General features: G+C 66.7%; 14 protein-coding genes. 9 read left to right on the top strand and 5 right to left on the bottom strand.

Features of this window, described 5'->3' with window-relative positions; genetic code table 11:
* Positions 1–203: 203 nt before the first annotated feature.
* The 7 genes from QM685_RS34215 (at position 204) to treY (ending at position 18692) form a co-directional block, all read left to right on the top strand.
* Positions 204–3659 carry a maltotransferase domain-containing protein gene (locus QM685_RS34215; RefSeq protein ID WP_415123682.1) on the top strand — a complete coding sequence of 1152 codons (3456 nt, stop codon included), beginning with the start codon at positions 204–206 and terminating at the stop codon, positions 3657–3659.
* The gene (gene treS / locus QM685_RS34210; RefSeq protein WP_415123681.1) at positions 3656–7108 is read left to right on the top strand and encodes a maltose alpha-D-glucosyltransferase; all 3453 of its coding nucleotides are present in this window, start codon (positions 3656–3658) and stop codon (positions 7106–7108) included. The genes QM685_RS34215 and treS overlap by 4 nt, the downstream gene beginning before the upstream one ends.
* Complete coding sequence (gene glgB / locus QM685_RS34205; RefSeq protein WP_415123680.1) at positions 7101–9311, top strand: 1,4-alpha-glucan branching protein GlgB; 2211 nt, start codon at positions 7101–7103, stop codon at positions 9309–9311. Before treS ends, glgB begins: the two co-directional genes overlap by 8 nt.
* A gap of 100 nt (positions 9312–9411) precedes the next feature.
* Entirely contained in the window at positions 9412–11622 is a 2211-nt protein-coding gene (glgX, locus tag QM685_RS34200) for a glycogen debranching protein GlgX (RefSeq protein ID WP_415123679.1), read from the top strand.
* A gap of 73 nt (positions 11623–11695) precedes the next feature.
* On the top strand, positions 11696–13600 hold the full coding sequence (gene treZ / locus QM685_RS34195) for a malto-oligosyltrehalose trehalohydrolase (protein ID WP_415123678.1): 1905 nt from the start codon (positions 11696–11698) through the stop codon (positions 13598–13600).
* Positions 13597–15813, top strand: a complete 2217-nt coding sequence (malQ, locus tag QM685_RS34190; RefSeq protein ID WP_415123677.1) for a 4-alpha-glucanotransferase — start codon at positions 13597–13599, stop codon at positions 15811–15813. Before treZ ends, malQ begins: the two co-directional genes overlap by 4 nt.
* The gene (gene treY / locus QM685_RS34185; protein ID WP_415123676.1) at positions 15810–18692 is read left to right on the top strand and encodes a malto-oligosyltrehalose synthase; all 2883 of its coding nucleotides are present in this window, start codon (positions 15810–15812) and stop codon (positions 18690–18692) included. Before malQ ends, treY begins: the two co-directional genes overlap by 4 nt.
* Positions 18693–18740: 48 nt before the next feature.
* Here the strand turns inward: treY and QM685_RS34180 are convergent, their stop codons facing one another.
* Both QM685_RS34180 and QM685_RS34175 read right to left on the bottom strand, forming a co-directional pair.
* Entirely contained in the window at positions 18741–20084 is a 1344-nt protein-coding gene (locus QM685_RS34180) for a hemolysin family protein (protein ID WP_415123675.1), read from the bottom strand.
* Positions 20085–20173: 89 nt separating this feature from the next.
* Positions 20174–21007: a sensor histidine kinase gene (locus QM685_RS34175; RefSeq protein WP_415123674.1), complete on the bottom strand. Its 834-nt coding sequence runs from the start codon at positions 21005–21007 to the stop codon at positions 20174–20176.
* 206 nt (positions 21008–21213) lie between these two features.
* On the opposite strand from QM685_RS34175, the gene QM685_RS34170 reads away from it, so the two are divergent.
* Positions 21214–21555: an FKBP-type peptidyl-prolyl cis-trans isomerase gene (locus QM685_RS34170; protein ID WP_415123673.1), complete on the top strand. Its 342-nt coding sequence runs from the start codon at positions 21214–21216 to the stop codon at positions 21553–21555.
* 21 nt (positions 21556–21576) lie between these two features.
* On the top strand, positions 21577–22356 hold the full coding sequence (locus QM685_RS34165; protein ID WP_415123672.1) for a helix-turn-helix domain-containing protein: 780 nt from the start codon (positions 21577–21579) through the stop codon (positions 22354–22356).
* A 40-nt stretch (positions 22357–22396) separates the two neighbouring features.
* Here QM685_RS34165 and QM685_RS34160 read toward each other — a convergent pair whose 3' ends face one another.
* From QM685_RS34160 to QM685_RS34150, 3 genes are all read right to left on the bottom strand, one after another.
* On the bottom strand, positions 22397–23593 hold the full coding sequence (locus QM685_RS34160) for an O-succinylhomoserine sulfhydrylase (protein ID WP_415123671.1): 1197 nt from the start codon (positions 23591–23593) through the stop codon (positions 22397–22399).
* Positions 23594–23850: 257 nt separating this feature from the next.
* The gene (gene purF / locus QM685_RS34155; RefSeq protein WP_415123670.1) at positions 23851–25401 is read right to left on the bottom strand and encodes an amidophosphoribosyltransferase; all 1551 of its coding nucleotides are present in this window, start codon (positions 25399–25401) and stop codon (positions 23851–23853) included.
* 87 nt (positions 25402–25488) lie between these two features.
* Positions 25489–26040 carry a CvpA family protein gene (locus tag QM685_RS34150; protein WP_415123669.1) on the bottom strand — a complete coding sequence of 184 codons (552 nt, stop codon included), beginning with the start codon at positions 26038–26040 and terminating at the stop codon, positions 25489–25491.
* Positions 26041–26044 lie beyond the last annotated feature (4 nt).

The raw sequence follows: 26044 nt of genomic DNA, 5'->3' as shown, positions 1-26044 counted from the left end.
AGTGCCGGCGAGCCCCGTGTGCCCGCCATCTGGCGTCAAAGCACCCCCGGCTGGCCAGCAGCGTGACGATCTATGGACTACATTTGACCAGTACGCGCCCTCGTTGACGCATCGCGCGGTATTCGGCTCGGGAAGCCCAATGAGCGCTGTGATCGCATGCCAACTGCATCCACACCGCAGCAGGACAACTCTGGAAAAGACCGATGGAACCTCCAAACGGGTATGCGCCGCGGATTTACTTTTTTCACTCTCTTCTCGTCGGGCCGCTCGATGCCTGGCCCGCGCAGTTCGCTCACGCGGCCGCGCTCGGCTTCGATCATGCACTGATCGGCGGCCTGTTCGAGCCCGGCCGGGCCGGCCACGGCCAGGTGGTCGGCAATCACGCGCGGCTCAATCCGGTATTCGAGGCGAAGCAGCCCGCTCACGACGCATTGCGCCTGCTCGCCGATGCCGCGCGCCGCAACGGCCTGACCTTGCTGGTCGATCTGGTGATCGACCGCATGGCCGCCGACGGCGTGCTCTACGCCGAGCACAGGGACTGGTTCCATGCGCCCGAATCCGACATGGCGCGGCTCGATCCGCGTCACGTGCATCGTGAAGACAACGTTGCGTACGCGAATTTCGACGACCCGGCAACCAGCGCCGCGCTGACGGTCTGGTGGACGCAGCAGTTGCTCGCGCTCGCCGAGGCCGGCGTCGGCGGCTTCCGTTTCGATTCGCCGCATCGCGTGCCGGCCGCCGTGTGGCGGCATCTCGGCGACGAAGTGCGCGCGAAACATGCGCACACGCGCTTTCTCGCCGCGACGCCGGGTCTCGCGCGCGACGAGCTGCCGGGGCTCGAACCCGCCGGCTTCGACAGCGTGTTTTCGTCGGTACGCTGGTGGGACTTCCGTTCGAGCTGGATGGCCGAGGAACACGCGGCGCTCGCGCACGTCGGCGCGCCGATTGCGTTCCCCGAAGCGCCGTACGGCACACGCCTCGCCGCCGAGCTGAGCGACGTGCACGACGCCGCGATCGTCGAACGCGCGTACCGGCGCGCCCTCTTCACGTCGGTGGCGCTCGGCAGCGGCTGGATGATGCCGATGGGCTTCGAGTACGGCATCGCCGAACCGATGTCGCAAACGCGCGGCGACCCCGCGCAGTTCGCGCTCGCCGCGCAGGCGCGCCGTTTCGATCTGACTGCCGCTGTCACCCAGGCCAACGACCTCGCGCGCAACACGCCGACGCTGCACGCGAACGGTGAATTGCGCCCGCTCTCCGGGCCCGGCGCACCGGCGGCGGTCCTGCTGCGCGCCGACCAGGCCGACCTGCGCGACGCCGAAGAAGCGGTGCTGATCGTCGTCAATCCCGAACTCGGCGCGCCGGTGCGCGTCGATCCCGCCCGCTTCCTCGCGGGCGTGCCGGGCGGTTTCACCCGCTTCGCGCCGCTCGACGCGCGCGGCCACACGCAGGCCGCCACGCTCGAGCCGTTCGCGCTCGCGCCCGGCGCGGTGCGGTTGCTGCGCGCATCGGCGCAAACGCCGATCCGTCTCGCGCCGCCGATCGACAAGGCCAACAGCAAGCGCAGCGGCCGCAAGAGCGTGCTCGAAGCGATCGAGGCGCCGCGCGTCGCGATCGAAAGCGTGTCGCCGTCGGTCGAGAACGGCCGCTTCGCGGCCAAGCGCAGCGTCGGCGAACGCGCCGAAGTCCGCGCGGCGATTTTCGCGGAAGGTCACGACAAGATCGCGGCCGCGGTACTGTGGCGCGCCGCCGACGAAACCGCATGGCACGAAGTGCTGATGTCGCCCGCGCCGCCCGCCGGCCTCGACCTGTGGAGCGCGCGCATTCCGCTCGAACGGATCGGCCGCTACGAATTCACCGTGATCGCGTGGCGCGACGATTTTGCGTCGCTCGTCGAGCACATCGAGAAGAAGCTGAAGGCGAACCAGACCGTCGAAATCGAACTCGACGAAGCCGCGCATCTGTTCGCGCTCGTGCTCGCCGAAGTCGAAACGACCGAGGGCGCCGGGAAAGAGCCGCTCGAACGGATCGTCAGGGACTTCCAGAAGGCCGACGCCCAGCAGAAACTCGCGCTGATCCTCGCGCCGGCCACCGCGCGCGCGATGACCGCCGCGCGCCACCGGCCGTTCCTGAGCCGCGACCCGGTGGTCTACAAGATCGATGCGGAACGCACGGCCGCGTACTTCGCGAGCTGGTACGAGATCTTCCCGCGCTCGATGAGCGACGACGAATCCCGCCACGGCACCTTCGCGGACGTCACCGCGAAACTGCCGCGCATCCGCGACATGGGTTTCGACGTGCTGTACTTCCCGCCGATCCATCCGATCGGCCTCACGAACCGCAAGGGCCGCAACAACACGCTGACCGCGCAGCCGGGCGACGTGGGCAGCCCGTATGCGATCGGCGCGGCCGAAGGCGGCCACACCGCCGTGCATCCGCAGCTCGGCACGCTCGACGACTTCAAGGCGATGCTCGCCGCCGCGCATGCGCACGGCCTCGAAATCGCGCTCGACTTCGCGATCCAGTGCTCGCCCGATCACCCGTGGCTGAAGGAACATCCGACGTGGTTCGCGTGGCGCCCCGACGGCACGTTGCGCTACGCGGAGAACCCGCCGAAGAAGTATCAGGACATCGTCAATCCCGACTTCTATGCGCACGACGCGAAGCCCGACCTGTGGCTCGCGTTGCGCGACGTGATCCTGTTCTGGATCGACGCGGGCGTGCGCATTTTCCGCGTCGACAATCCGCACACGAAGCCGCTGCCGTTCTGGGAGTGGATGATCGCCGACGTGCGCGCGCGCCATCCCGACGTGATCTTCCTGGCCGAAGCATTCACGCGGCCACGCATGATGAACCGGCTCGGCAAGATCGGCTTCTCGCAGTCGTACACGTACTTCACGTGGCGCGAGTCGAAGCGCGACTTCATCGAGTACATGAGCGAGCTCACGCAAACCGGCGCGCGCGATTTCTACCGGCCGAACTTCTTCGTCAACACGCCGGATATCAACCCGCGGCATCTGCAATCGCAGGGACGCACGGGCTTTCTGATTCGCGCGGCGCTCGCGGCAACGCTGGCCGGTTTGTGGGGTGTGTATAGCGGCTTCGAATTGTGCGAGGCGACCGCGCTGCCGAACAGCGAAGAGTATCTGGATTCCGAGAAGTATCAACTGCGCGCGTGGGACTGGCACCGGCCCGGCAATATCGTCGGTGAGATCACCGCGTTGAACCGCATCCGCCGCGCGAATCCGGCGCTGCAAACGCATCTCGGCCTGACGTTCCTGACCGCGCACAACGACCACATCCTGCTGTTCGAGAAAGCGACCGAGGCGCGCGACAATGCCGTCGTCGTCGCGATCAATCTCGATCCGTTCAACGAACAGGGCGCGGATATCGAGTTGTCGTGGGAGACTTTCCAGCGCTGGCATCTGCACGATCACGGCGCGCTCGAAGTGATCGACCAGATGACCGGCGCGCGCTTCGAATGGCACGGACGCTGGCAGCACGTGCAGCTCGGCTCGGGCCAGCCGTTCTCGATCTGGCGCATCGCGCCGCTGGGCGGCCTGCCCGCCGAACGCCCGGACGAGACCGGGCAGGATCCGGACAGCGCTTATCACGCCGACGCTGGCAACCCAACCTCTATGGAAGGTGCGACACCATGAAGCGTGACGATTCAGCCCAGAACGCGCAACAGGCGCAAACGGCAACCGCCACCGGCAGCGCGACCAACGCACGCGCGCGTCGGCGCGGCAAACCCGCCATGTTGAGCGACGATCCGCTCTGGTACAAGGACGCGATCATCTACCAGGTGCACATCAAATCGTTTTTCGATGCGAACAACGACGGCGTCGGGGACTTCCCCGGCCTGATCGCCAAGCTCGACTACATCGCCGAACTCGGCGTGAACGCGATCTGGCTGCTGCCGTTCTATCCGTCGCCGCGGCGCGACGACGGCTACGACATCGCCGATTACCGCAACGTGCATCCCGACTACGGCCAGCTCGGGGACGTCAGGCGCTTCATCCAGGAAGCGCATGCGCGCGGCCTGCGCGTGATCACCGAGCTCGTCATCAATCACACGTCGGATCAGCACCCGTGGTTTCAGCGCGCGCGCCGCGCGAAGCCCGGTTCGAACTATCGCAACTACTACGTGTGGTCGGATACGGACCAGAAGTATCTGGAAACCCGCATCATCTTCATCGACTCGGAGCCGTCGAACTGGACGCATGATCCGGTCGCGGGCGCGTACTACTGGCACCGCTTCTATTCGCACCAGCCCGACCTCAATTTCGACAACCCGGCGGTGATGAAAGAGGTGCTGCAGGTGATGCGCTTCTGGCTCGACATGGGGATCGACGGGCTACGGCTCGACGCGGTGCCGTACCTCGTCGAGCGTGAAGGCACGAACAACGAGAACCTGCCGGAAACGCACGCGGTCCTGAAGAAGATTCGCGCGACCATCGACGCCGAATACCCGAACCGGATGCTCCTCGCCGAAGCGAACCAGTGGCCCGAAGACGTGAAGGAATACTTCGGCGACGAAGACGAATGCCATATGGCATTCCACTTTCCGCTGATGCCGCGCATCTACATGTCGATCGCGAGCGAGGACCGCTTTCCGATCACCGACATCATGAAGCAGACGCCGGACCTCCCCGAGTCGAACCAGTGGGCGATCTTCCTGCGCAATCACGACGAGCTGACGCTCGAGATGGTCACGGACTCCGAGCGCGACTATCTGTGGAACACCTATGCGAGCGACCGCCGCGCGCGCCTGAATCTCGGCATTCGCCGCCGCCTCGCGCCGCTGATGGAGCGCGACCGCCGCCGCATCGAGCTGATCAATTCGCTGCTGCTGTCGATGCCGGGCACGCCGGTGATCTACTACGGCGACGAACTCGGCATGGGCGACAACATTCACCTCGGCGACCGCGACGGCGTGCGCACGCCGATGCAGTGGTCGTCGGATCGCAACGGCGGTTTCTCGCGCGCCGATCCCGAGCAACTGGTGTTGCCGCCGGTGATGGGTTCGCTGTACGGCTTCGATGCGGTCAACGTCGAAGCGCAAAGCCGCGATCCGCATTCGCTGCTGAACTGGACGCGCCGCATGCTCGCGACGCGGCGCGCGAAGCAGACCTTCGGGCGCGGCACGATCCGCTTCCTGAAGCCGGAGAATCGCAAGATTCTCGCGTATCTGCGCGAGATGCCGGGCGAGCCGCCGATTTTGTGCGTCGCCAACCTGTCGCGCGCGCCGCAGGCGGTCGAGCTCGACCTGTCCGAATTCAACGGCGCGGTACCGATCGAAATGACCGCCGATTCGGTGTTCCCCGCAATCGGCCAGTTGACTTATCTGCTGACGTTCCCGCCGTACGGCTTCCTGTGGTTCCTGCTCTGCCAGGGCGGCCAGCGTCCGACATGGGCGCAGGCGCACTCGGTGCCGCTGCCGGAATTCGTGACGATCGTGATCCGCGAAGGCCAGACCGGCCCGACGCCGGAAAACGTGCGGCTGCTCGAATCGGAAGTGCTGCCTTCGTGGCTGAGCCGGCGCCGCTGGTTCGCGTCGAAGGACCAGAAGATGCATGCGGTGCGGCTCGCCGCGCTGACGACGATTCCGAACGGCGGCTTCGCGTTCACCGAGATCGAAGTGGACGTCGGCGATCACACCGAGCGCTACGTCGTGCCGATTGCGATCACGTGGGGCGGCGAAACCACCACGCCGCTCTTCATGCAACTCGCGCTCGCGCGTGTGCGGCGCGGCCGCAACGTCGGCCATCTGACCGACGCGTTCGCGCTGCCGATCTTCGCCCACAACGTGCTGCGCAAGCTGCGCGAGCGCGCGGTCGTGCCGACTGTGCAGAAGAGCGAGATCAAATTCGTGCCGACCGAGCGCTTCGCCGAACTCGACGAGCTCGGCGAGCGGCCCGAAATTCGCTGGCTCGCGGCCGAGCAGAGCAACAGTTCGCTGATCATCGCCGATGCCGCGGTGCTGAAGCTCGTGCGGCGGCTCGTCAGCGGCGTTCATCCGGAAGCGGAAATCAGCCGCTACCTGACGCAGCTCGGCTACGCGAACACCGCGCCACTGTATGGCGAAGTGGTGCGCGTCGATCCCGAAGGCGTGCCGCATACGCTCGCGATTCTGCAGGGCTATATCGACAATCAGGGCGATGCATGGAACTGGTCGCTCGACTATTTGCGCCGCTCGGTCGACGAACTCGCGATCGCGATCGACACCGAAGCGCAGACCGCGCCGGACCGCGCGAACGAAACGATCCTGCTGGACGGCTACGGCGAACTCGCCGGCATCATCGGCAGACGGCTCGGCGAGCTGCACGTCGCCCTTGCGACGCCGAGCGACGACCCCGCCTTCGCGCCCGAGCAGGCCAGCGCGGAGCAGGTGAAGGCGTGGGTCGACGGCACGCAGGCGATGCTCGCGAGCGCGCTCGACCTGCTCGCGCCGCGCATCGACCAGATGCTCGATGCCGAAACGAAGGCGCTCGCGCAAAGCCTGCTCGATCGGCGCGACGCATTGGTCGCGGCGGTCGACCAACTCGTTTCCGCCGACGCGGGCGCGTTGCGCATCCGCATTCACGGCGACTTCCATCTCGGCCAGGTGCTGGTCGCGCAGGGCGACGCGTATCTGATCGACTTCGAGGGTGAACCCGCGCGTTCGCTCGAAGAGCGCCGGCAGAAGTCGAGCCCGTTACGCGACGTCGCGGGTCTGCTGCGTTCGCTGTCGTATGCCAGCGCGGCGGCGCAATCGACCACCGAAAGCGCCCCGCAGCAGACCGCCGATCGCAAGCGCGCGCTGTTCGAGCGGTTCCGCGCCCAGGCCACCACCGCCTTCCTCGCCGAATACCGCGCGGCCGCCGCGCAAGCGCCAACGCCGCTCATCGCGCCCGAATCCGAACAGGCGCTGCTCGATCTGTTCCTGATCGAGAAGGCCGCCTACGAGATCCGCTACGAAGCGGCCAACCGGCCGACGTGGCTCAGCCTGCCGGTGCGCGGCCTCGCGGCGCTCGCGAGCCGGCTGCTCGGCGATACCGGCGATCCTTCAACCCAGGCGCCCGGCGCCGACACACCGCCTCATCCGGCCGAGGGCGACTATGAGTGAGCATGATCCGGCCGCAGGCCTTCAACCCGTCGATATCGACACGCTCGTCGAAGCGCGTCACCCCGATCCGTTTTCGCTGCTCGGACTGCATCGCACGGACGCGGGACCGGTCGTGCGCGCGCTGCTGCCGAACGCCGCGCACGTCAGCGTGATTTCGCGCGCCGACGGCGCGATGCTCGGCGAACTCGAGCAGTTGCGCCCGGGACTGTTCGCGGGCCGCGTCACGTCCGCGATGCCGTACCGTTTGCGGATCGACTGGCACGGCGTCGTGCAGGAAGTGGAAGACACCTATTCGTTCGGCCCGGTGCTCGGCGACGAACCGCTCGAACGTCTTGCGCGCGGCGATCCGTATGCGGTGCTCGAATGCCTCGGCGCGCGGCCGATGGAAATAGACGGCGTGCCCGGCGTGCGCTTCGCGGTATGGGCGCCGAATGCACGGCGCGTCTCGGTGGTCGGCGACTTCAACGCATGGGACGGCCGCCGTCATCCGATGCGGCTGCGTCACCAGGCCGGCGTGTGGGAGCTGTTCGTGCCGCGGGTCGGCGCGGGCACGCGCTACAAGTACGAAATGCTGTCGCGCGACGGTCATCCGTTGCCGCTGAAGGCCGACCCCTGCGCGATGCAAACCGAGAAGCCGCCGGGCACCGCGTCGGTCGTCGCGCATGTCGACGAGGTCGAGCAGTTTCCGTGGACCGATCACGAGTGGATCGAGTCGCGCGCCGCCAGACAGACCGCGCGCGCGCCGATCGCAATCTACGAAGTCCACGCGGAATCGTGGCTGCGTATCGCCGAGCAAGGCCATCGCGGCCTCGACTGGGAAGAGCTCGCCGAGCGCCTGATTCCGTACGCGAAGAGCATGGGCTTCACGCACGTCGAGTTTCTGCCGATCGCCGAGCATCCGTTCGGCGGCTCGTGGGGCTATCAGCCGCTCGGGCAGTTCGCGCCGTCCGCGCGCTTCGGCAAGCCCGAACAGTTCGCGCGCTTCGTCGACCGCGCGCACGCGGAAGGGCTCGGCGTGATTCTCGACTGGGTGCCCGCGCATTTTCCGAACGACGCGCACGGCCTCGTCGATTTCGACGGCACGCCGCTCTACGAGCACGCCGATCCGCGCGAAGGCTATCACCAGGACTGGAACACGATGATCTACAACCTCGGCCGCAACGAGGTCAGCGCGTTCCTGATCGCGTCGGGGCTCGCGTGGCTCAAGCGCTATCACGTCGACGGCCTGCGGGTGGATGCGGTCGCGTCGATGCTGTACCGCGACTATTCGCGCGCGGCCGGCGAGTGGGTGCCGAACATCTATGGCGGCCGCGAAAACCTCGAATCGATCGCGTTCCTGAAACGCCTGAATCACGAAGTCCGCTATGTGCCGGGCGTGCCCGGCGCGATCACGATCGCCGAGGAATCGACCGCATGGCCGGGCGTGACCGCGCGCGTCGAGGACGGCGGCCTCGGTTTCGACTTCAAGTGGAACATGGGCTGGATGCACGACACGCTGCACTACATGCACGAAGACCCGGTGTACCGCCAATACCATCATCACAACATGACGTTCGGCATGGTGTACGCGTATTCGGAGCGCTTCGTGCTGCCGCTGTCGCACGACGAAGTGGTGCACGGCAAGGGCTCGCTGCTCGGCAAGATGCCCGGCGACAGGTGGCAGCGTTTTGCGAACCTGCGCGCGTACTTCGGTTTCATGTGGACGCATCCGGGCAAGAAGCTGCTGTTCATGGGCGGCGAATTCGGCCAGATGGCGGAGTTCGATCATGACGGCTCGCCGCACTGGCATCTGCTGGACGATGCGCATCACCACGGCGTGCAATTGCTGGTGCGCGATCTCAACCATCTGTATCGCGGCGAGCCCGCGCTTCATGTGCTCGACAGCGACGCGGGCGGCTTCGAATGGCTGATCGGCGACGACAGCGCGAACAGCGTGTTCGCCTATCGCCGCACCGATGGCGCCGGCCAGGAGTTCGTCGTAGTCTGCAACATGACGCCGGTGCCGCGGCATGGCTACCGGCTCGGCATGCCGTGCGCGGGACGCTGGTCGGAAGTGCTCAATACCGATGCGAGCGCGTATGGCGGCTCGAACATGGGCAACGGCGGCGTGATTCACGCCGACCATATATCGAGCCACGGCAGGCCGCATTCCGCAGCGCTGACGTTGCCCCCGCTCGCGACGATCGTATTGCGCGCGGATTGATGAAGATGCAATAACACGGGCGCGCGGCTCGCGTGGACACACGCCGCGCGCCCGTTATCAAGAGCCAGGCTGTGCGCTCAACAATCAGAAAAGGGGAATCATGTCGCATGCCATGCCCGACCGGCTGCTGCCCGGCTCGCCGTACCCGCTCGGTGCGAGTTGGGATGGCCTCGGCGTCAACTTCGCCGTGTTCTCGGCGAACGCGCAAAAAATCGAGTTGTGCCTGTTCGATCCCACCGGCCGCAAGGAAATCCGCCGCTTCGCGCTGCCCGAATGCACCGACGAGGTCTGGCACGGCTATCTGCCGAACGCGCATCCCGGCACCGCGTACGGCTTTCGCGCGCACGGGCCGTATCAGCCGCATTTCGGACACCGCTTCAATCCGCACAAGCTGCTGCTCGATCCGTATGCGCGCAAGCTCGTCGGGCACTTTCGCTGGTCCGATGCGCTGTTCGGCTATCGCATGCATTCGAATCGCGCGGATCTGTCGATCGACCGGCGCGATTCGGCGCCCGCGATGCCGAAGTGCGTGGTGATCGACGAGGCGTTCGACTGGTCGCACGACAATCGCCCGAACGTGCCGTGGGGCGAGACCGTCATCTACGAAACGCACGTGCGCGGCGCGTCGATGCTGCGCGCCGATCTGCGCGCGCACGAACGCGGCACGTTCGCCGCGCTCGCGTCGCCGGAGTTCATTGAGCATCTGCTGAAGCTCGGTGTGACCGCGGTCGAACTGCTGCCCGTGCATGCGTTTCTGAACGACCGCTTTCTCGTGGAGCGCGGCCTGCGCAACTACTGGGGCTACAACACCGCCGCGTTTTTCGCGCCGGAGCCGTCGTATCTGAGCACGCACCGGCTCGACGAAATGCGTATCGCCGTGCGGCAACTGCACGCGGCCGGCATCGAGGTGATTCTCGACGTAGTCTACAACCACACCTGCGAAAGCAACGAACTGGGCCCGACGGTCTCGTGGCGCGGTCTCGACAACGCGAGCTACTACCGGCTGATTCCCGGCGACGAGCGCCACCATATCAACGACACCGGCTGCGGCAACACGTTGAATCTGCCACATCCGCGCGTGCTGCAAATGGTGATGGATTCGCTGCGCTACTGGTCGACCGCGTTCAATATCGACGGCTTCCGCTTCGATCTCGGCGTGACGCTCGGGCGCGAAAGCCACGGTTTCGATCCGGGTTCGGGCCTGTTCGACGCGCTGCGCCAGGACCCGATCCTGTCGCAGCGCAAGCTGATTTCCGAGCCGTGGGACATCGGCCCCGGCGGCTATCAGCTCGGCAATCATCCGCCGGGCTTCAGCGAATGGAACGACCGCTTCCGCGACACCGTGCGGCGTTTCTGGCGCGGCGACGCCGGCCTGCGGCCCGATCTCGCGGCGCGTCTCACCGGCTCGGCGGATCTGTTCAACCGGCGTCACCGCAAGCCGTGGGCGTCGATCAACTTCGTCACCTCGCACGACGGCTTTACGTTGGCCGACGTGACCGCTTACGAGCAGAAGCACAACGAGGCGAATCAGGAAGACAACAACGACGGCCACAACGAGAATTGCAGCCGCAACTGGGGCGTGGAGGGTCCGAGCGACGACCCCGCGATTCTCGCGACGCGCCGCCGCGTCGCGCGCTCGCTGATGGCCACGCAACTGATCGCGCTCGGCACGCCGATGCTGCTCGCCGGCGATGAAGCGCTGCGCACGCAGCTCGGCAACAACAACGCGTATTGCCAGGACAACGACATCTCGTGGATCGACTGGGAGCTCGCGAATTCGCCGGAAGGCGCGCGCATGACGGAGTTCGTCGCGCGCCTGGTCGCGTTGCGCAAGTCCCATCCGCTGCTGCGCGAAACGCGCTTTCTGTTCGGCGACCGCGAAGTGCTGCCGGGACTGTTCGACGTCGGCTGGTTCGACGAGCACGGCGATCCGCTGACGATCGAAGCCTGGGAAGATCCGGAAGGCCGCGCGCTCACTTTGCGTCGCGCGGGTCCGGGCCTGAATGGAGAAACCGAAGTATTGTTACTGATGCTCAACGCGCACGAGGAATCGTTGCAGTTCGTTCCTCCCGCACCGCACCTGGAATGGCACGTGCTGCTGGATACGGCAAACCCCGAACGCGCGCCGCAGCCGCTGACGGCAGCCGAGGTCGAGGTCGCCGCGCACGGTCTCGTGATACTGGCCGCGCAGCCGACCGGCGAAGCGGACTGGCAAGCCGGCTGGAAGGCCGGCGCGCAGCACGGGCCGCGGCTTCTGACCGCGCTGCCGCCCGATCCGGGCACGCAGACGGACGGCGACGGAGCGCCGTAGGCAAGGATGTTGCGACGCAATGCAATGACATCGCAATTCGCGGCTCGATAGCAGATTCGAATGGTGAAGAATCATGTCCGAAAGTCCGATCGATCCTCACGCGCATCATCACGCGCATTGCCTGCCGTTCAGCGCGCAGTTGTTCGGCGCGAGCGGCACCAAACCGCGCACGCGGTTCCGTTTCTGGGCGCCGTCGTGCAAAAGCGCGCAGGTGGTCGTCGAAAACGGCCCGGCGCAGGGCGTCCATGACATGACGCCGACCGGCAACGGCTGGTTCGAGGCCACCGTCGAAAGCGGCGCGGGCACGCTGTATCGCTTCCGGCTCGACGGCGGCCAGATGGTGCCCGATCCGGCGTCGCGTTTCCAGCCGCGGGACGTGCATGGCCCGAGCGAGGTGATCGACCCGCGCGCGTACCGTTGGGAGCACACCGACTGGCATGGGCGGCCGTGGGAGGAGACCGTGCTGTACGAGTTGCACGTCGGTGCGATGGGCGGCTATGCGGGTGTGCGCAAGCGTCTGCCGGCGCTCGCCGCGCTCGGCGTCACCGCGATCGAGCTGATGCCGTTGAACGACTTCCCCGGCCGCCATAACTGGGGCTACGACGGCGTGTTGCCGTACGCGCCCGATTCCGCGTACGGCCGCCCCGAAGACCTGAAAGCGCTGATCGACGCCGCGCACGGTCTCGGCCTGATGGTGTTTCTCGACGTGGTTTACAACCACTTCGGCCCGGACGGCAATTATCTGCATAGCTACGCGCAGCCGTTTTTCCGCGCCGGCTCGACGACGCCGTGGGGCCCCGCGATCGACTTCGCGCGCAGCGAAGTCAGCGACTTCTTCACCGACAACGCGGTCTACTGGATCAACGAATACCGCTTCGACGGACTGCGTTTCGATGCGGTGCATGCGATCGACGATCACGACTGGCTGCGCGAATTGTCCGACCATATCCGCGCGCGCGTGCAGCATGGCCGCCATGTGCATCTGGTGCTCGAAAACGAGCACAACAGCGCGAGCCTGCTCGACACGCATTTCGACGCGCAATGGAACGACGACGCGCACAACACGCTGCACGTGCTGCTGACCGGCGAAACGGAAGGCTATTACCACGCGTACGCGGAACGGCCGATCCGCCACCTCGCGCGCGTGCTGGCCGAGGGCTTCGCGTACCAGGGAGATCCGTCGCCGATTCACGACGGCGCGCCGCGCGGCGAAGCGAGCGGGCATCTGCCGCCGGCCTCGTTCGTGATGTTCCTGCAGAACCACGATCAGATCGGCAACCGCGCGCTCGGCGAGCGGCTGCGTGCGCTGACCTCGGACGACGCATTGCGCGCCGCGACCGGACTGCTTCTGCTGTCGCCGCACATTCCGCTGCTGTTCATGGACGAAGAATACGGCTCGACGCAGCCGTTCCTGTTCTTCACCGACTACACCGGCGAACTCGCCGACGCGGTGCGCGAAGGACGGCGCCGCGAATTCGCGCGCTTCTCCGCGTTCAGCGACGAAAAACGGCGCGCGCAAATTCCCGATCCGAACGACGAGCAGACCTTCGCCGCCTCTTCACCGCCCGCGCCCGAAGTAGCGCCGACGCCGGATCGCCTCGACTGGATGCACTTCTACAAATCCGCGCTGGCGGTACGCGCGAAGCTCATTACGCCGCGCCTGCAACATGGCAGGGCGCTCGGCGCAACCGTGTTGAGCGCGGCCAATGGCAGCGACGCGAACGCGCTGATCGCGCGCTGGAAACTCGGCGACGGACAAACGCTGTCGATCGCGCTGAATCTGTCGCGGGAGAGCGTCGCATTCGACCATGTCCCCGACGGCAAGGTCATTTTCGAAACGCCGCCGCGCGTGCGCGAGCAGATCGACGCGCACGTGCTGCCCGCTTGTACGTTCGTCGCGTGGCTCACCGGCGATGTCAGCGAATACGCGAGCGGCCACGATGCGCGCGTCGCGTGCCACGAGGAGCATCGCGCGTGACGACCCGACGCCCCAACGACAGAATCGTCGCGCTCGCCACTCGCGCCGGCTTCGAGGTGGAGTGGCAGGACGCGCACCGCAACACCCAGCACGTGCCCGAGAACACGCTCGCGACGCTGCTCGACCGCATGGGCCTGCCGTGCGGCAACGCCACGCAGATCCGCCACAGCGCCACCGCGCTGGAAGCCGAACTATCGGGCCGCAGGATGCCGCCGCTGATGACCGCAGTGGTCGGGCGCGGCATCGCGCTGCCCGCGGCGGCGGTCAGGTCGGGCAGCCACTACCGGATCGAGCTCGAAAGCGGCGCGATCATCGATGGCCGCTTCACCGCGCCGAAGGGCGAGCAGGCGCTGCTCACACCGATCGACGAAGCCGGCTATCACACGCTCGTCATCAACGAACTGCGCGTGACGCTCGCGGTTGCGCCGCCGCGCTGCTATACCGTCGCCGACGCGTGGCGCACGCTGCATGACGGCAACGGCGACAGCGCGCCGCCCGCGCCGCCGCTATGGGGCATCGCCGCGCAACTGTACGGCCTGCGCCGCGGCGGCGACGGCGGCATCGGCGATTACACGGCGCTCGCGCAGCTCGCGCAACACGGCGCGCGGCGCGGCGCGCACGCGCTCGCGATCAGTCCGACGCACGCGATGTTCAGCGCGCAGCCGCAGCGCTTCAGCCCGTACTCGCCGTCGTCGCGTTTGTGGCTCAACGTCACGCATATCGATCCCGCCGCGGTATTCGGCGCGGATGCGGCGCGCGCCGCGCTCGCCAGCGTGCAGGGCGGCAACGCGTGGACGAAATACGAAGACCTGACGTTGATCGACTGGCCGAACGCAACGCCGCTGAAGCTCGCGGTATTGCGCGCACTTTACGAGCAGTTCAATACCGGCGAACGGCCGCGGCACTCCCCGCGCGCGCTGGAATTTCACGGCTTCTGCGAACGCGCGGGCCGCGCGCTCGAAGACCATGCGCGCTTCGAAGCATTGCAGGCCGCGCAGCTCGCGCAAGGCGGCGACGGCCATTGGCGCAACTGGCCCGACGCGTTGCGCGATCCGCGCAGTCCCGAAGTGGAGGCGTTCGCCGCGGCCCATCGCGATGAAGTCGACTTTCATCTGTTCCTGCAATGGCTTGCCGCGCGCGGCTTGTCGCACGCGCAGCACGTGGCGCGCGAAGCCGGCATGGCGGTCGGCCTGATCGCCGATCTCGCAGTCGGCTGCGACAGCGCCGGCAGTCACGCGTGGTCCTATCCCGACGACATGCTGCAAGGCGTGTCGGTCGGCGCGCCGCCCGATCTGTTCAACCAGGCCGGCCAGTCATGGGGACTCACCACCTTCTCGCCGCGCGCGATGCGCACGCAGGGCTTCGCCGCGTTCATCGACATGCTGCGCGCGGCGTTCGCGCATGCCGGCGGCATCCGCATCGATCATATTCTCGGCTTGCGGCGGCTGTGGCTCGTGCCTGAAGGCGAAAGCGCGCGCAACGGCGCGTATCTGCGCTATCCGCTCGAAGACCTGCTGCGGCTGATCGCGCTCGAATCGTGGCGGCATCGCGCGATCGTGATCGGCGAAGACCTCGGCACGGTGCCGCCCGGTTTTCGCGAACGGCTCGACGAGCACGGCATCGACGGAATCCGCGTGCTGTGGTTCGAGGGCGCGGCCGATGGCAACGGCTTCAAGGCGCCGCGCGACTGGGATCGTCACGCGGTCGGCACGACGACCACGCACGATCTGCCGACGGTGGCCGGCTGGTGGCGCGGCAGCGACATCACGTGGCGCAACCGGATCGGCCAGACGATGGCGCGCGCGGACGGCCGCGATCCGGAGCAGGCCGCGCAGGAAGAACGCGCCGAGGACCGCGCCAAGCTGTGGCGCGCGTTCCAGCAAGCCGGCGTGGCCGCGCGGGACGTCCCGCCGCCGTCCGTCGACAACGCGCCGGTCGACGAAGCGCTCGCGTTCGTCGCCGCGACGCCGTGCCCGCTCGTCACGTTTCCACTCGAAGACCTGCTCGCGCTCGCCGAGCAGCCGAACCTGCCGGGCTCGATCGACGAGCATCCGAACTGGCGCCGCCGCATGATGCTGCCGGTCGAGGCGATGTTCGCCGACGCGACATTCAACGACCGCCTGATGGCCGTCGACCGCGCGCGCCGGGTGGCCGCCTCCGGCGCCGGGCCTTCTCCTTCGTCCGACGATTCTTCGGAGCCTGACACGCCATGACCGTCCCACGCTCCACGCTGCGCCTCCAGTTCCATCGGGGCTTCACGTTCGACGACGCCGCGCGGCGCGTCGACTACTTCGCCGCGCTCGGCATCAGCCATCTGTACGCATCGCCGATCACGACGGCCGAGCCGGGCTCGATGCACGGCTACGACACCGTCGATTACACCCGGGTCAGCGCCGAATGCGGCGGCGAGGAAGGCCTGAAGCGCCTCGTCGACAAGCTGCGCGCGCACGGCATGGGGCTCATCGCCGATATCGTGCCGAACCATATGGGCGTCGGCGGCTCGAGCAACGCGTGGTGGCTCGACATCCTCGAATGGGGCCGCCATAGCGCGTATGCGCGCCATTTCGACGTCGACTGGCATTCGCCCGATCCGGCCTTGCGCGGCAAGGTGCTGTTGCCGACGCTCGGCGCGTCCTACGGCGACGAGCTCGCGGCGGCCCGCCTCGCGCTCAGGTTCGCGGCCGACAGCGGGCGCTTTTATATCGGCTACGGGCCGCACGTGTTTCCGGTGTGCCCGATCGATTACGCGCCGATCCTGCAAAGCGCCGACCGCGCCGATCTGGCCGCGCTCGCCGCGCGCTTTCACGGCCTGACCACGCAGCCCGCCGACCAGCCGCGCGCCGCCGAGGGGCGCGACGCACTGCGCAAGTTCGTCGCGCGCGAGGGCAACTCGGCGATCGAGTTCGTGCTGGAAGCATATGCGCCCGAGGACCCGGTCACGCGCGACCGGCTGCATCGGCTGCTCGAGCGGCAGCATTTCCGGCTCGCGTGGTGGCGCACCGCGTCCGACGAAGTGAACTGGCGGCGCTTCTTCGACATCTCGACGCTCGCCGGCGTGCGCGTCGAGCGGCCCGAGGTGTTCGACGCCGTGCATGCGCTGATCTTCCGCCTGTATTGCGAAGGACTCGTCGACGGCTTGCGGATCGATCACGTCGACGGGCTCGCCGAGCCGCGTGAATACTGTCAGCGCCTGCGGCAGCGGCTCAGCGAGCTGCGCGACACCGCGCCGTACGTCGTGGTCGAAAAGATTCTCGGCCGCGACGAGCCGTTGCGCGACGACTGGCCCGTCGACGGCACGACCGGCTACGACTTCATGAACGACGTCGGCGCGCTGCTGCACGATCCGGCCGGCGCCGAGCCGCTTGCACGCACGTGGGCCGAGCTGACCGGCCGCAGCGCGCATTTCGCCGACGAAGCGCTGGCCGCGCGGCGCCAGATTCTCGCGGAGAACCTGGCGGCGGAACTGGATCGCGCGGCGCGCTCGTTGCATCGCATCGCGCGCGATTCGCTGACGACGCGCGACTTCACGTTCACGACGCTGCGCCGCGTGCTGACCGAGCTGGTCGTGCATTTCCCGGTGTACCGGATCTATCCGCAGAACGGCTTGCGCAGCGCCACCGACAACGTCTACTTCGACGCGGCGCTGGCCGGCGCGCGCGCGACGCTGCCGCGCTCGGACCATGCGGCGCTGGAGCACGTGAACGCATGGCTCGGCGGCAGCGCCGAAGACGCGCCGCCCGCGCGCCCCGGTGCCCAGGTTCAGCAGCAGGTCCAGAGCGGCGGACCGCCGCCGCACGCGGGCTCGTCGCGGCGCAACGCGCAAACGCTGTTTTCGCAATTGACCGCGCCGCTCGCCGCGAAGGCGATCGAGGACACCGCGTGCTATCGCTACGGCCGTCTGCTGTCGCGCAACGAAGTCGGTTCGGACCCGGGCGAATTCGCGCTGCCGGTCGAGCAGTTTCACGCGGGCAATCTGGAGCGCGCGCAGCGCTTCCCGCACGCGTTGCTCGCGACGGCGACCCACGATCACAAACGCGGCGAAGACGTGCGCGCGCGGCTCGCGGTACTGAGCGAAATCGCCGACGCCTGGGGCGCGACGTTGCGCGCATGGTCGACGCTGAACGCGCCGCAGCGGCGCGCGCTCGACGGCAAGCCGATCAGCAGCGTGAGCCAGGACAAGAGCGACGCATGGGCGCCCGGCCCCGCCGCCGAGGCGATGCTGTATCAGACGCTGGTGGGTTGCTGGCCACCGGATCTACGCGCGGACGATGAAGCCGGCGTGAAGGAACTGGCCGAGCGCGTCGCGCAATGGCAGTTGAAGGCGCTGCGCGAGGCGAAGCTGCAAACCAGTTGGCTCGCGCCCGACGAAGCGTACGAAGCCGGCTGCCGCGATTTCCTGTTCGACATTCTCGCGCCGCAGCGGCGCAACGGCTTCCTGCAGGAACTGTCGGCGTTCGTTGCGCGGATTGGCCCAGCCGGCGCGCTCAACAGCTTGCAGCAGACGGTGTTGCGGCTCGCGTCGCCGGGAATTCCGGATCTTTACCAGGGCACCGAGCTGTGGGACTTCAGCCTCGTCGATCCGGACAACCGGCGGCCCGTCGATTTCGCGAAACGCGAAGCGTGGCTTGCGCGGACACCGCCGTCGGAATTCCTGTCCGATTGGCGCGACGGACGTGTGAAGCTCGCGGTGATCCAGCGCGTGCTCGCGTTGCGCGCGCATCTGCCGGAGTTGCTGAGTCAGGGCACCTATCTGCCGCTCGCGGTGCGGGGTGCGCACGCGTCGAATGTGATTGCGTTTGCGCGGCGGCATGGCAACGCGTGGGCCGTGGTGCTCGCGAGCCGGCTGGCGGCGGGATTGCTCGGCGCGGACCGCGACGGCGGCGGCGCCGATGGCGATCTGCCGCTCGTCGATCCGGCGCAATGGGCGGATACGGCGGTCGAGATGCCGTCCGATCTGACGGCGCGCGCGTTGTTCGACTGGCTGAGCCCGGCCGCGCCGAAGGTCGAAGACGACGGCCTGCTGTATCTGCGCGACGCGCTCGCCGCGATGCCGGTGGCGGTGCTGGTGGAGGATGGCGTGCCGCGGAGTTGACGCGTGGGGTGGACTGAGTGGCGTAAAGGCGAGGTTTCGAGCCCCGCCTTAACCCCCCTCATCGTCGAACATCTTCGGATACACGCGCACGAGCACGATGCGCGGCCCCTTCATCTTCTTGACCACCACGTCGAAGTGTTCGAACTCGACACGTTGCCCTTCGCTCGGCAAATCGTTGAGCGCCTGGATCACGAGACCGCCCACCGACTCCGCGTTGCCCTCGTCGATATCGATGCCGAGCGCGCGTTCCAGCGACACCACCGGCAAGCTGCCCTTGCCCATCAGCGTGCCGTCGTCCATGCGCGTCCAGTCGGCGTCGCCCTGACGGAACTCGTCGTGGATCTGGCCGACCAGCGCGCCGAGCAGATTGTCGAGCGTGAGGAAGCCGATCGGCTTCGCGTTCTTGTGGCCGACCAGCGCGAAATGCGGCGCGCCCTTGCGGAAGCGGCGGAACAGTTCGAGCGCCGGCATGTCCGGCTTCACGTACTGCACCGGCCGCACGTAGCGCGACAGGTCGTCGAGCGTGCTGCCGGCCTGGCGCGCGAGCAGCAGATCCTTCAGATGGATCATGCCGGTCACGCGCTCGCCCGACGCATCCTCCAGAAGCGGATAGCGGCTGAAGCGATGCTGCGCGACCACCTGCATGTTGTCGCGCAACGGCAGGTCGCGCCGCAGGCTCGCCATTTCATGCGCCGGCCGCATCAGGTCCGATACGGTCATGCGCGAGAAGTCCAGCGAGTGCGCGATCGTGTTCCATTCGTCCTGGCTGTACGCGCCGTCGGGCGAACCGAGCTCGCTCGCGACCCGCGCGCGGCGGCCGCGCAGAATCACCTTCAGTTCCTCGGTCGAGTAATGCGAGTCGTGACCGTGCCCGGTATCGAGCCCGGCAGCCTTCAGCACCGTGTTCGCGCTCGTGTTGAGCAGCCAGATGGCCGGATACATCGCCCAGTAAAAGCCGTAGAGCGGCGTCGCGGCCCACAGCGAGATCTTCTCCGCCTCGCGGATCGCGAGCGACTTCGGCGCGAGTTCGCCGACCACGATATGCAGGAACGAAATGCAGGAGAACGCGAAGAACAGCGAGATGCCGTGGATCAGCCTTTCCGACTCCACGCCGATGAGGCTGAAAAGCGGCATCAGCAATTGCGCGAACGCGGGCTCGCCGATCCAGCCGAGCCCGAGCGACGCGAGCGTGATGCCGAGCTGACACGCGGACAGATAGGCATCGAGTTGTCCGTGCACCTTCGCGAGCAAACGTCCGCGCATGCCATGCTGGGTGGCGAGGCTTTGCACGCGGGTCTGCCGCAGTTTCACCAGACCGAATTCGGCGGCAACGAAAAAGCCGTTGAGGGCAACCAGAAACAATGCACCGATAAGGGCGACAACCTGAATCAAAGCGGGGGGCTCCGGCAACAAAAGTTGTCAGTATAGAGGGTGAAAGCTCGGTGAAAAGTTTCGCGCGCGAGAACGTTCGTACGCGGCGCTCATTTAGGCGCCGACGCGCTCAGCGGTACGCGCAGTGCGAGCGTGGCGATTCCAGGGCGGTCCGCCTGCCCCTGCGCCCCCGCCTCTGCCTCATCGCATTGCTCGAAGCTGCCGCCGTGCGCCTCGGCGACGCGTTTGCACAGCGCGAACACCCATGCGATGCGCTTCGCCTCGCGCGGCTCGCCGGCCTGCTTGCGGGCAAACGCTTCGAGCATGTGCGGCAACGCGGCATCGTTCAATGCGTCCTCGTTCGGTGTGTACGCGACGCTCGCGTGCCATGTGCCGGTGTCCGCGCGCGCGGCCAGCGTGACCTCGGCGTCCCGCGCGCTCGCTTCGACCGCGAAGGTGAGCATCAGCCACAACGCGGCGGCAAGCCGTTCGCGGTCGCCGTTCAACTGCTCGGTGGCGAGCCGCGAGTCCAGCCTGAGCTCGACGCCGCGCGAGCGGGCGAGACCGGCGCGGACCTCCTCGACGGTTTCGTCGAGCAGCGGATGCAGCGGAAACGGCGCATACGCGAGCGCGAGCGACTTCGTTTCGGCACGCGTCGCATCGACGATCGTCTCCAGCAGTTTCACCTGCTGATCGACACCACTGCGAATGCCGGTGATCGCGCGCTGCGAGTTGGGGTCGTTCGCATCGAGCTTGCGTTCGAGCACGTACGCCCAGCTATGGATCGCATTCAACGGGCCGCGCAGATCGTGCGACACCAGCGACAGCACATGATCGCGCATGAACAATGCGGTTTCGGCGCACAGATGCGCGCTGCGTTCGGAGATGACGAAGCCGGCAGGAGTGGGCTGAACGCCGGCACTCCCGGTTGAAGACGTTGTCACGATCGAGCCCTCTGAGGCAATGCTGGATGACGGAAGGAAGCCTCATTATAGGCATCCCGTCCGGCCCGGCCGGACGGCCAACAGCGTCGCAATCCGCGTGCCACCCGCAAGACGCGGCAAGGCCCGCCGAGACCCGGCAATACCCGCGCGATGCGGGATCAACACGCCTACAATGTCGGTTTTACGTTTTGATTGAGGAGCGACGCATGTCGACTGTGACGACCGAATCCGGCCTGAAATACGAAGACCTCGTGGAAGGCGCGGGCGCCGAGGCAGTAGCGGGCAAGACCGTGACCGTGCACTACACGGGCTGGCTCACCGACGGCCAGAAGTTCGACTCGAGCAAGGACCGCAACGACCCGTTCGCATTCGTGCTGGGCGGCGGCATGGTCATCAAGGGCTGGGACGAAGGCGTGCAAGGCATGAAGGTCGGTGGTACGCGCAAGCTGACCATTCCGCCGCAACTCGGCTACGGCGTGCGCGGCGCGGGCGGTGTGATTCCGCCGAATGCGACGCTCGTGTTCGAAGTCGAACTGCTCGAAGTTTGAGTCACACCCGAGCTGGTTTTTATGAGCCACGCCGCCGTCACCGCCCCTAACGTTTCGCTGCGCTGCTACGGCGCGATCGAAGCGTCGGACCTGCACGATTTTCATCAGGTCGTGCTCGGGCTCGACGGCGCGATGGTAATGGCGGTGGACGGCGTCGAGCATCGGATCGACGCCGGCTCCGCATGGCTGATCCCGGCCGGCGCGCGGCACGATTACGCGGGCGTCGGTTCAAACCGGCAACTGGTGCTCGATTTGCCGGCCGCGTCGCTGGCGGTGCCGGAGCGGCTGTTCGAGCGCGCGCGGGCTGTTACCGTCGATGCGTCGCTCGGGCGGCTCGTGCATCGGATCGCCGCGCATGCCGCGGGCGGCGTATCAGCCGATGCCGTCGACAACCGTCGCTTTCACTGGGATGCCGCGGCCCGTCTTGGCGCCGCACTCGTTGCCGATACCGGTGCGCTCGCCGGCACGCAGGCGGACGGCGCCGGCCTCGATTTCGCGCGCATCGACCGCTGGCTGCGCGCGCATCTGTCGGAACCGCTGCGCATCGCCGACCTCGCCGCGCATTGCGGCTTCGGCATGCGGCGCTTTCATCAGCTTTTTATCGACGCCTTCGGCGAAACACCGCATCGCTATTTGCAGCGGCTGCGGCTCGATACGTCGATCACGCTGCTCGCGGAGCCGCGTCTGTCATTGACGGATATCGCGCTCGAGATCGGCTTCGGCGATCAGAGCGCTTATACGCACGCGTTTACGCGGCGTTTCGGGCTAGCGCCCGGGCAGTGGCGGGCGTTGCGGCATTGAGGTCGCGCGAGCCGCCTGAAAAAGGCGGCCCGCTGCGCGCTTAGCCCTCGAGACCGCGCTGCAGATCCGCGCGGATATCGCCTGCGTTTTCCAACCCCACCGCGAGACGGATCAGACCTTCGCTGATGCCCGCCGCCGCGCGCGCTTCCGGCGTGATGCGGCCGTGCGTGGTCGTGGTCGGATGCGTGATCGTCGTGCGCGTGTCGCCGAGATTGCCGGTGATCGAGCAGATCTTCGTGCCGTCGATCACGCGCCACGCATTCGCGCGCATCTGCTCGGGTGTGTCGCCCTTCAGTTCGAACGACACGATCGCGCCGCCCGACTTCTGCTGACGCATCGCGAGCGCATGCTGCGGATGCGATTCGAGCCCCGGATAGAACACGCGATTCACGGCCGGATGCGCGTCGAGCCAGCGCGCGATTTCGAGCGCGTTCGCCGACTGCTTTTCGACGCGCAGCGACAGCGTTTCCATGCCCTTCAACAGCACCCATGCGTTGAACGCGGACAACGTCGGCCCGGCGCTGCGCACGAACGGAAACACCTTTTCCATGATGAATTTCTTCGAGCCGACCAGCGCGCCGCCGAGCACACGGCCCTGGCCGTCGAGGAACTTGGTGGCCGAGTGCATGACGACGTCCGCGCCGAGCTTCAGCGGCTGCTGCAATGCCGGGCTGCAGAAACAGTTATCGACGACGAACAGCACGTTTGCCGCCTTCGCGATCTTGCCGATCGCCTCGATGTCGGAGACTTCGGTCAGCGGATTCGACGGCGTTTCGAGGAAGAACATCTTCGTTTCAGCACGCACCGCGTTTTTCCACGCGTCGAGATCGGTCGGATCGACGAAGGTGGTCGTGATGCCGAACTTGCTGAAGATCTGCGAGAACATGCCGAGCGTCGAGCCGAACAACGCCTGCGAGCTCACCAGATGGTCGCCCGCCTGCAACGTCGACATCACGACCGACATGATCGCGGCCATGCCCGAAGCGGTCGCGATGCAGGCCTCGCCGCCTTCGAGCGCGGCCAGGCGGTCCTGGAACATCGAGACGGTCGGATTCGTGAAACGCGAGTACGTGAAATAGTCTTCGGAGTTCTTGAAACGCTCGGCGGCATCCGCGGCGCTCGCGAATACGAAGCTCGAGGTCAGGAAAATCGCTTCCGAGTGCTCGTTGAAGTCGCTGCGCGCGGTACCCGAGCGGACGGCCAGCGTGTCGAAATCGAAGTTCAGGGAGTCGTCCATGTTGGTTCTGGTTTCCAATGTTTTCCGTGGCTGTGTACGGCGCGGCGCCGGACGACAGCAACAAAAAAGCCCGCTTTGCGTCGGCATAAGCGGGCTTCAGTGCGGAGAAGCTGGAGCGGAGGCGGATGACTGCGGCGTTCCGCCCGTCGCTTTAGCTGTTTCGGGTTGCCCCGCGTCCGCAAGCTGAGATCAAATCGACGCAAGCCGCCATGTTAACACGCTCGCGGCGCGGTGTGCGGCATGTCGTTCGACGCTCGTCAGCCCACCGACAACTGCAGATGCAGTTGCGAACGTGCCGGGGCGCCACCGTCGATCGCTTCGCTCGCGGCGTCGCGGTCCGATTGCGAAGACGGCGCGAGACGCGCGCTTTCGATGCGGTCGAGGTACTCGGTCGTCACGTCGCCGGTCACGTAGTGGCCGTCGAAGCACGACGCCTCGAACTGCTTCAACGCCGGGTTGATGTCGCGCACCGCCTGCTTCAGCGCATCAACGTCCTGGTACACGAGGTGATCGGCGCCGATCATGCGCGCGACTTCTTCGTCCGAGCGGCCGTGAGCAACGAGTTCGCCGCGCGTCGGCATGTCGATGCCGTAGACGTTCGGGAATTTCACCGGCGGCGCCGCCGACGCGAAAATCACCTTGTTCGCGCCCGCATCACGCGCCATCTGCACGATTTCATGCGAGGTCGTGCCGCGCACGATCGAGTCGTCGACGATCAGCACGTTCTTGCCCTTGAACTCGATGTTCATCGCGTTCAGCTTCTGGCGCACCGACTTCTTGCGCACCGCCTGGCCCGGCATGATGAAGGTGCGGCCCACGTAGCGGTTCTTGAAAAAGCCCTCGCGATACTCGACGCCGAGTTTTTTCGCGACCTGCATCGCGGCCGGGCGCGACGAATCGGGAATCGGCATCACGACGTCGATCGCGACGTCGGGCAGTTCGCGGCGAATCTTTTCGGCGAGGTAGTCGCCCATGCGCAGACGCACGTTGTAGACCGGCACGCCGTCGAGCACCGAGTCCGGACGCGCGAGGTACACGAGTTCGAAAATGCAGGGATTCAGGCTCGGGGAGGTCGCGCACTGCTGCGAATGCAGGTTGCCGTCGGTATCGATGAAAATCGCCTCGCCCGGCTGCACGTCGCGGACGAATTCGAAGCCGATGCCTTCGATCGCCACCGATTCCGACGCCAGCATCCATTCGACGCCATCGGCCGTTTCCTGCTTGCCGAGGCAGAGCGGCCGGATACCGAACGGGTCGCGGAAACCGAGCAGGCCGTAGCCGGCGATCAGCGAGACGATCGCGTACGAGCCGTGCACCCGCCGATGCACGCCCGACACCGCCTTGAACACCGCGGCCGGATCGAGCTGCAGACCCGAACTCGACAACTGCAATTCGTGCGCGAGCACGTTGAGCAGCACTTCGGTATCGGAATTGGTGTTCACGTGGCGCCGATCGATGCGGAACATCTCGTCTTTCAACTGCTGCCAGTTGGTCAGATTGCCGTTATGCGCGAGGATGATGCCGAACGGCGCGTTCACGTAGAACGGCTGGGCTTCTTCTTCGCTCGACGCCGAACCGGCGGTCGGATAACGGACCTGGCCGATGCCGGTCGTGCCCGGCAGGCTGCGCATGTTGCGCGTGCGGAACACGTCGCGCACCATGCCGTTGGCCTTGTGCATGTGGAAATTGCTGCCGTTCGCCGTCGCGATGCCGGCGGCGTCCTGACCGCGGTGCTGCAGCAGCAGCAGGCTGTCATAGATCAGCTGGTTGACCGGAGAGTGGGAAACTACGCCTACGATGCCGCACATGGCATGTCCTTCAAAGGTACGAAATTCGTGATGGCGGCCGGTGCCTGCGACCGCGTCCGCGCTGACGCGACGGTACGCGCTACGACGTCAAGGCAACCGGCGTGCGCCGGAGTCCTGTTGCGCATTGCTCTGGGCGCCTGGATCGTCCACGTGGACATACGCGGCGAGCGCCTCGGGGAGCAGTGGTTTCATTGCGCGCACACCTTCGACCGCATATGGACGAAGCAGCGCGTTGCGCCAGAATTCCTCTTTGGGCAATTCGGTCAAGCCTGCGAGGGCGACCAGAATCAGCACCAGAACGACCCCGCGCACGAGGCCGAACATCAGACCAAGCGAGCGGTCCGCGCCGCCGAGCCCCGTGACCTGCACGAGACGGCTGAGCAGCGCGCTCACCACGCTCGCGACCAGCACGACGCCGATCACCACCAGCGCGAAAGCCAGCAGCCACTGGGTCAACGCGCCGCCCGGCCAGTTGGACGGGATATAAGGGACCACGTAGCCGACAAACTCGCAAGCCAGGAAAAACGCCGCGACCCAGCCGATCAGCCCGAACACTTCCGCCAGGAAGCCGCGCCAGGCGCCACGCAGTGCCGACAAGCCGATCACCGCCATTACAGCGTAGTCGAAGGCAGTGAACATCGCT

It is taken from the genome of Paraburkholderia sp., assembly GCF_047605525.1.
Lineage (GTDB): Bacteria > Pseudomonadota > Gammaproteobacteria > Burkholderiales > Burkholderiaceae > Paraburkholderia.
Note: the sequence above shows the minus strand (reverse complement) of the source record. Positions and strands in the feature narration are given on the sequence as shown.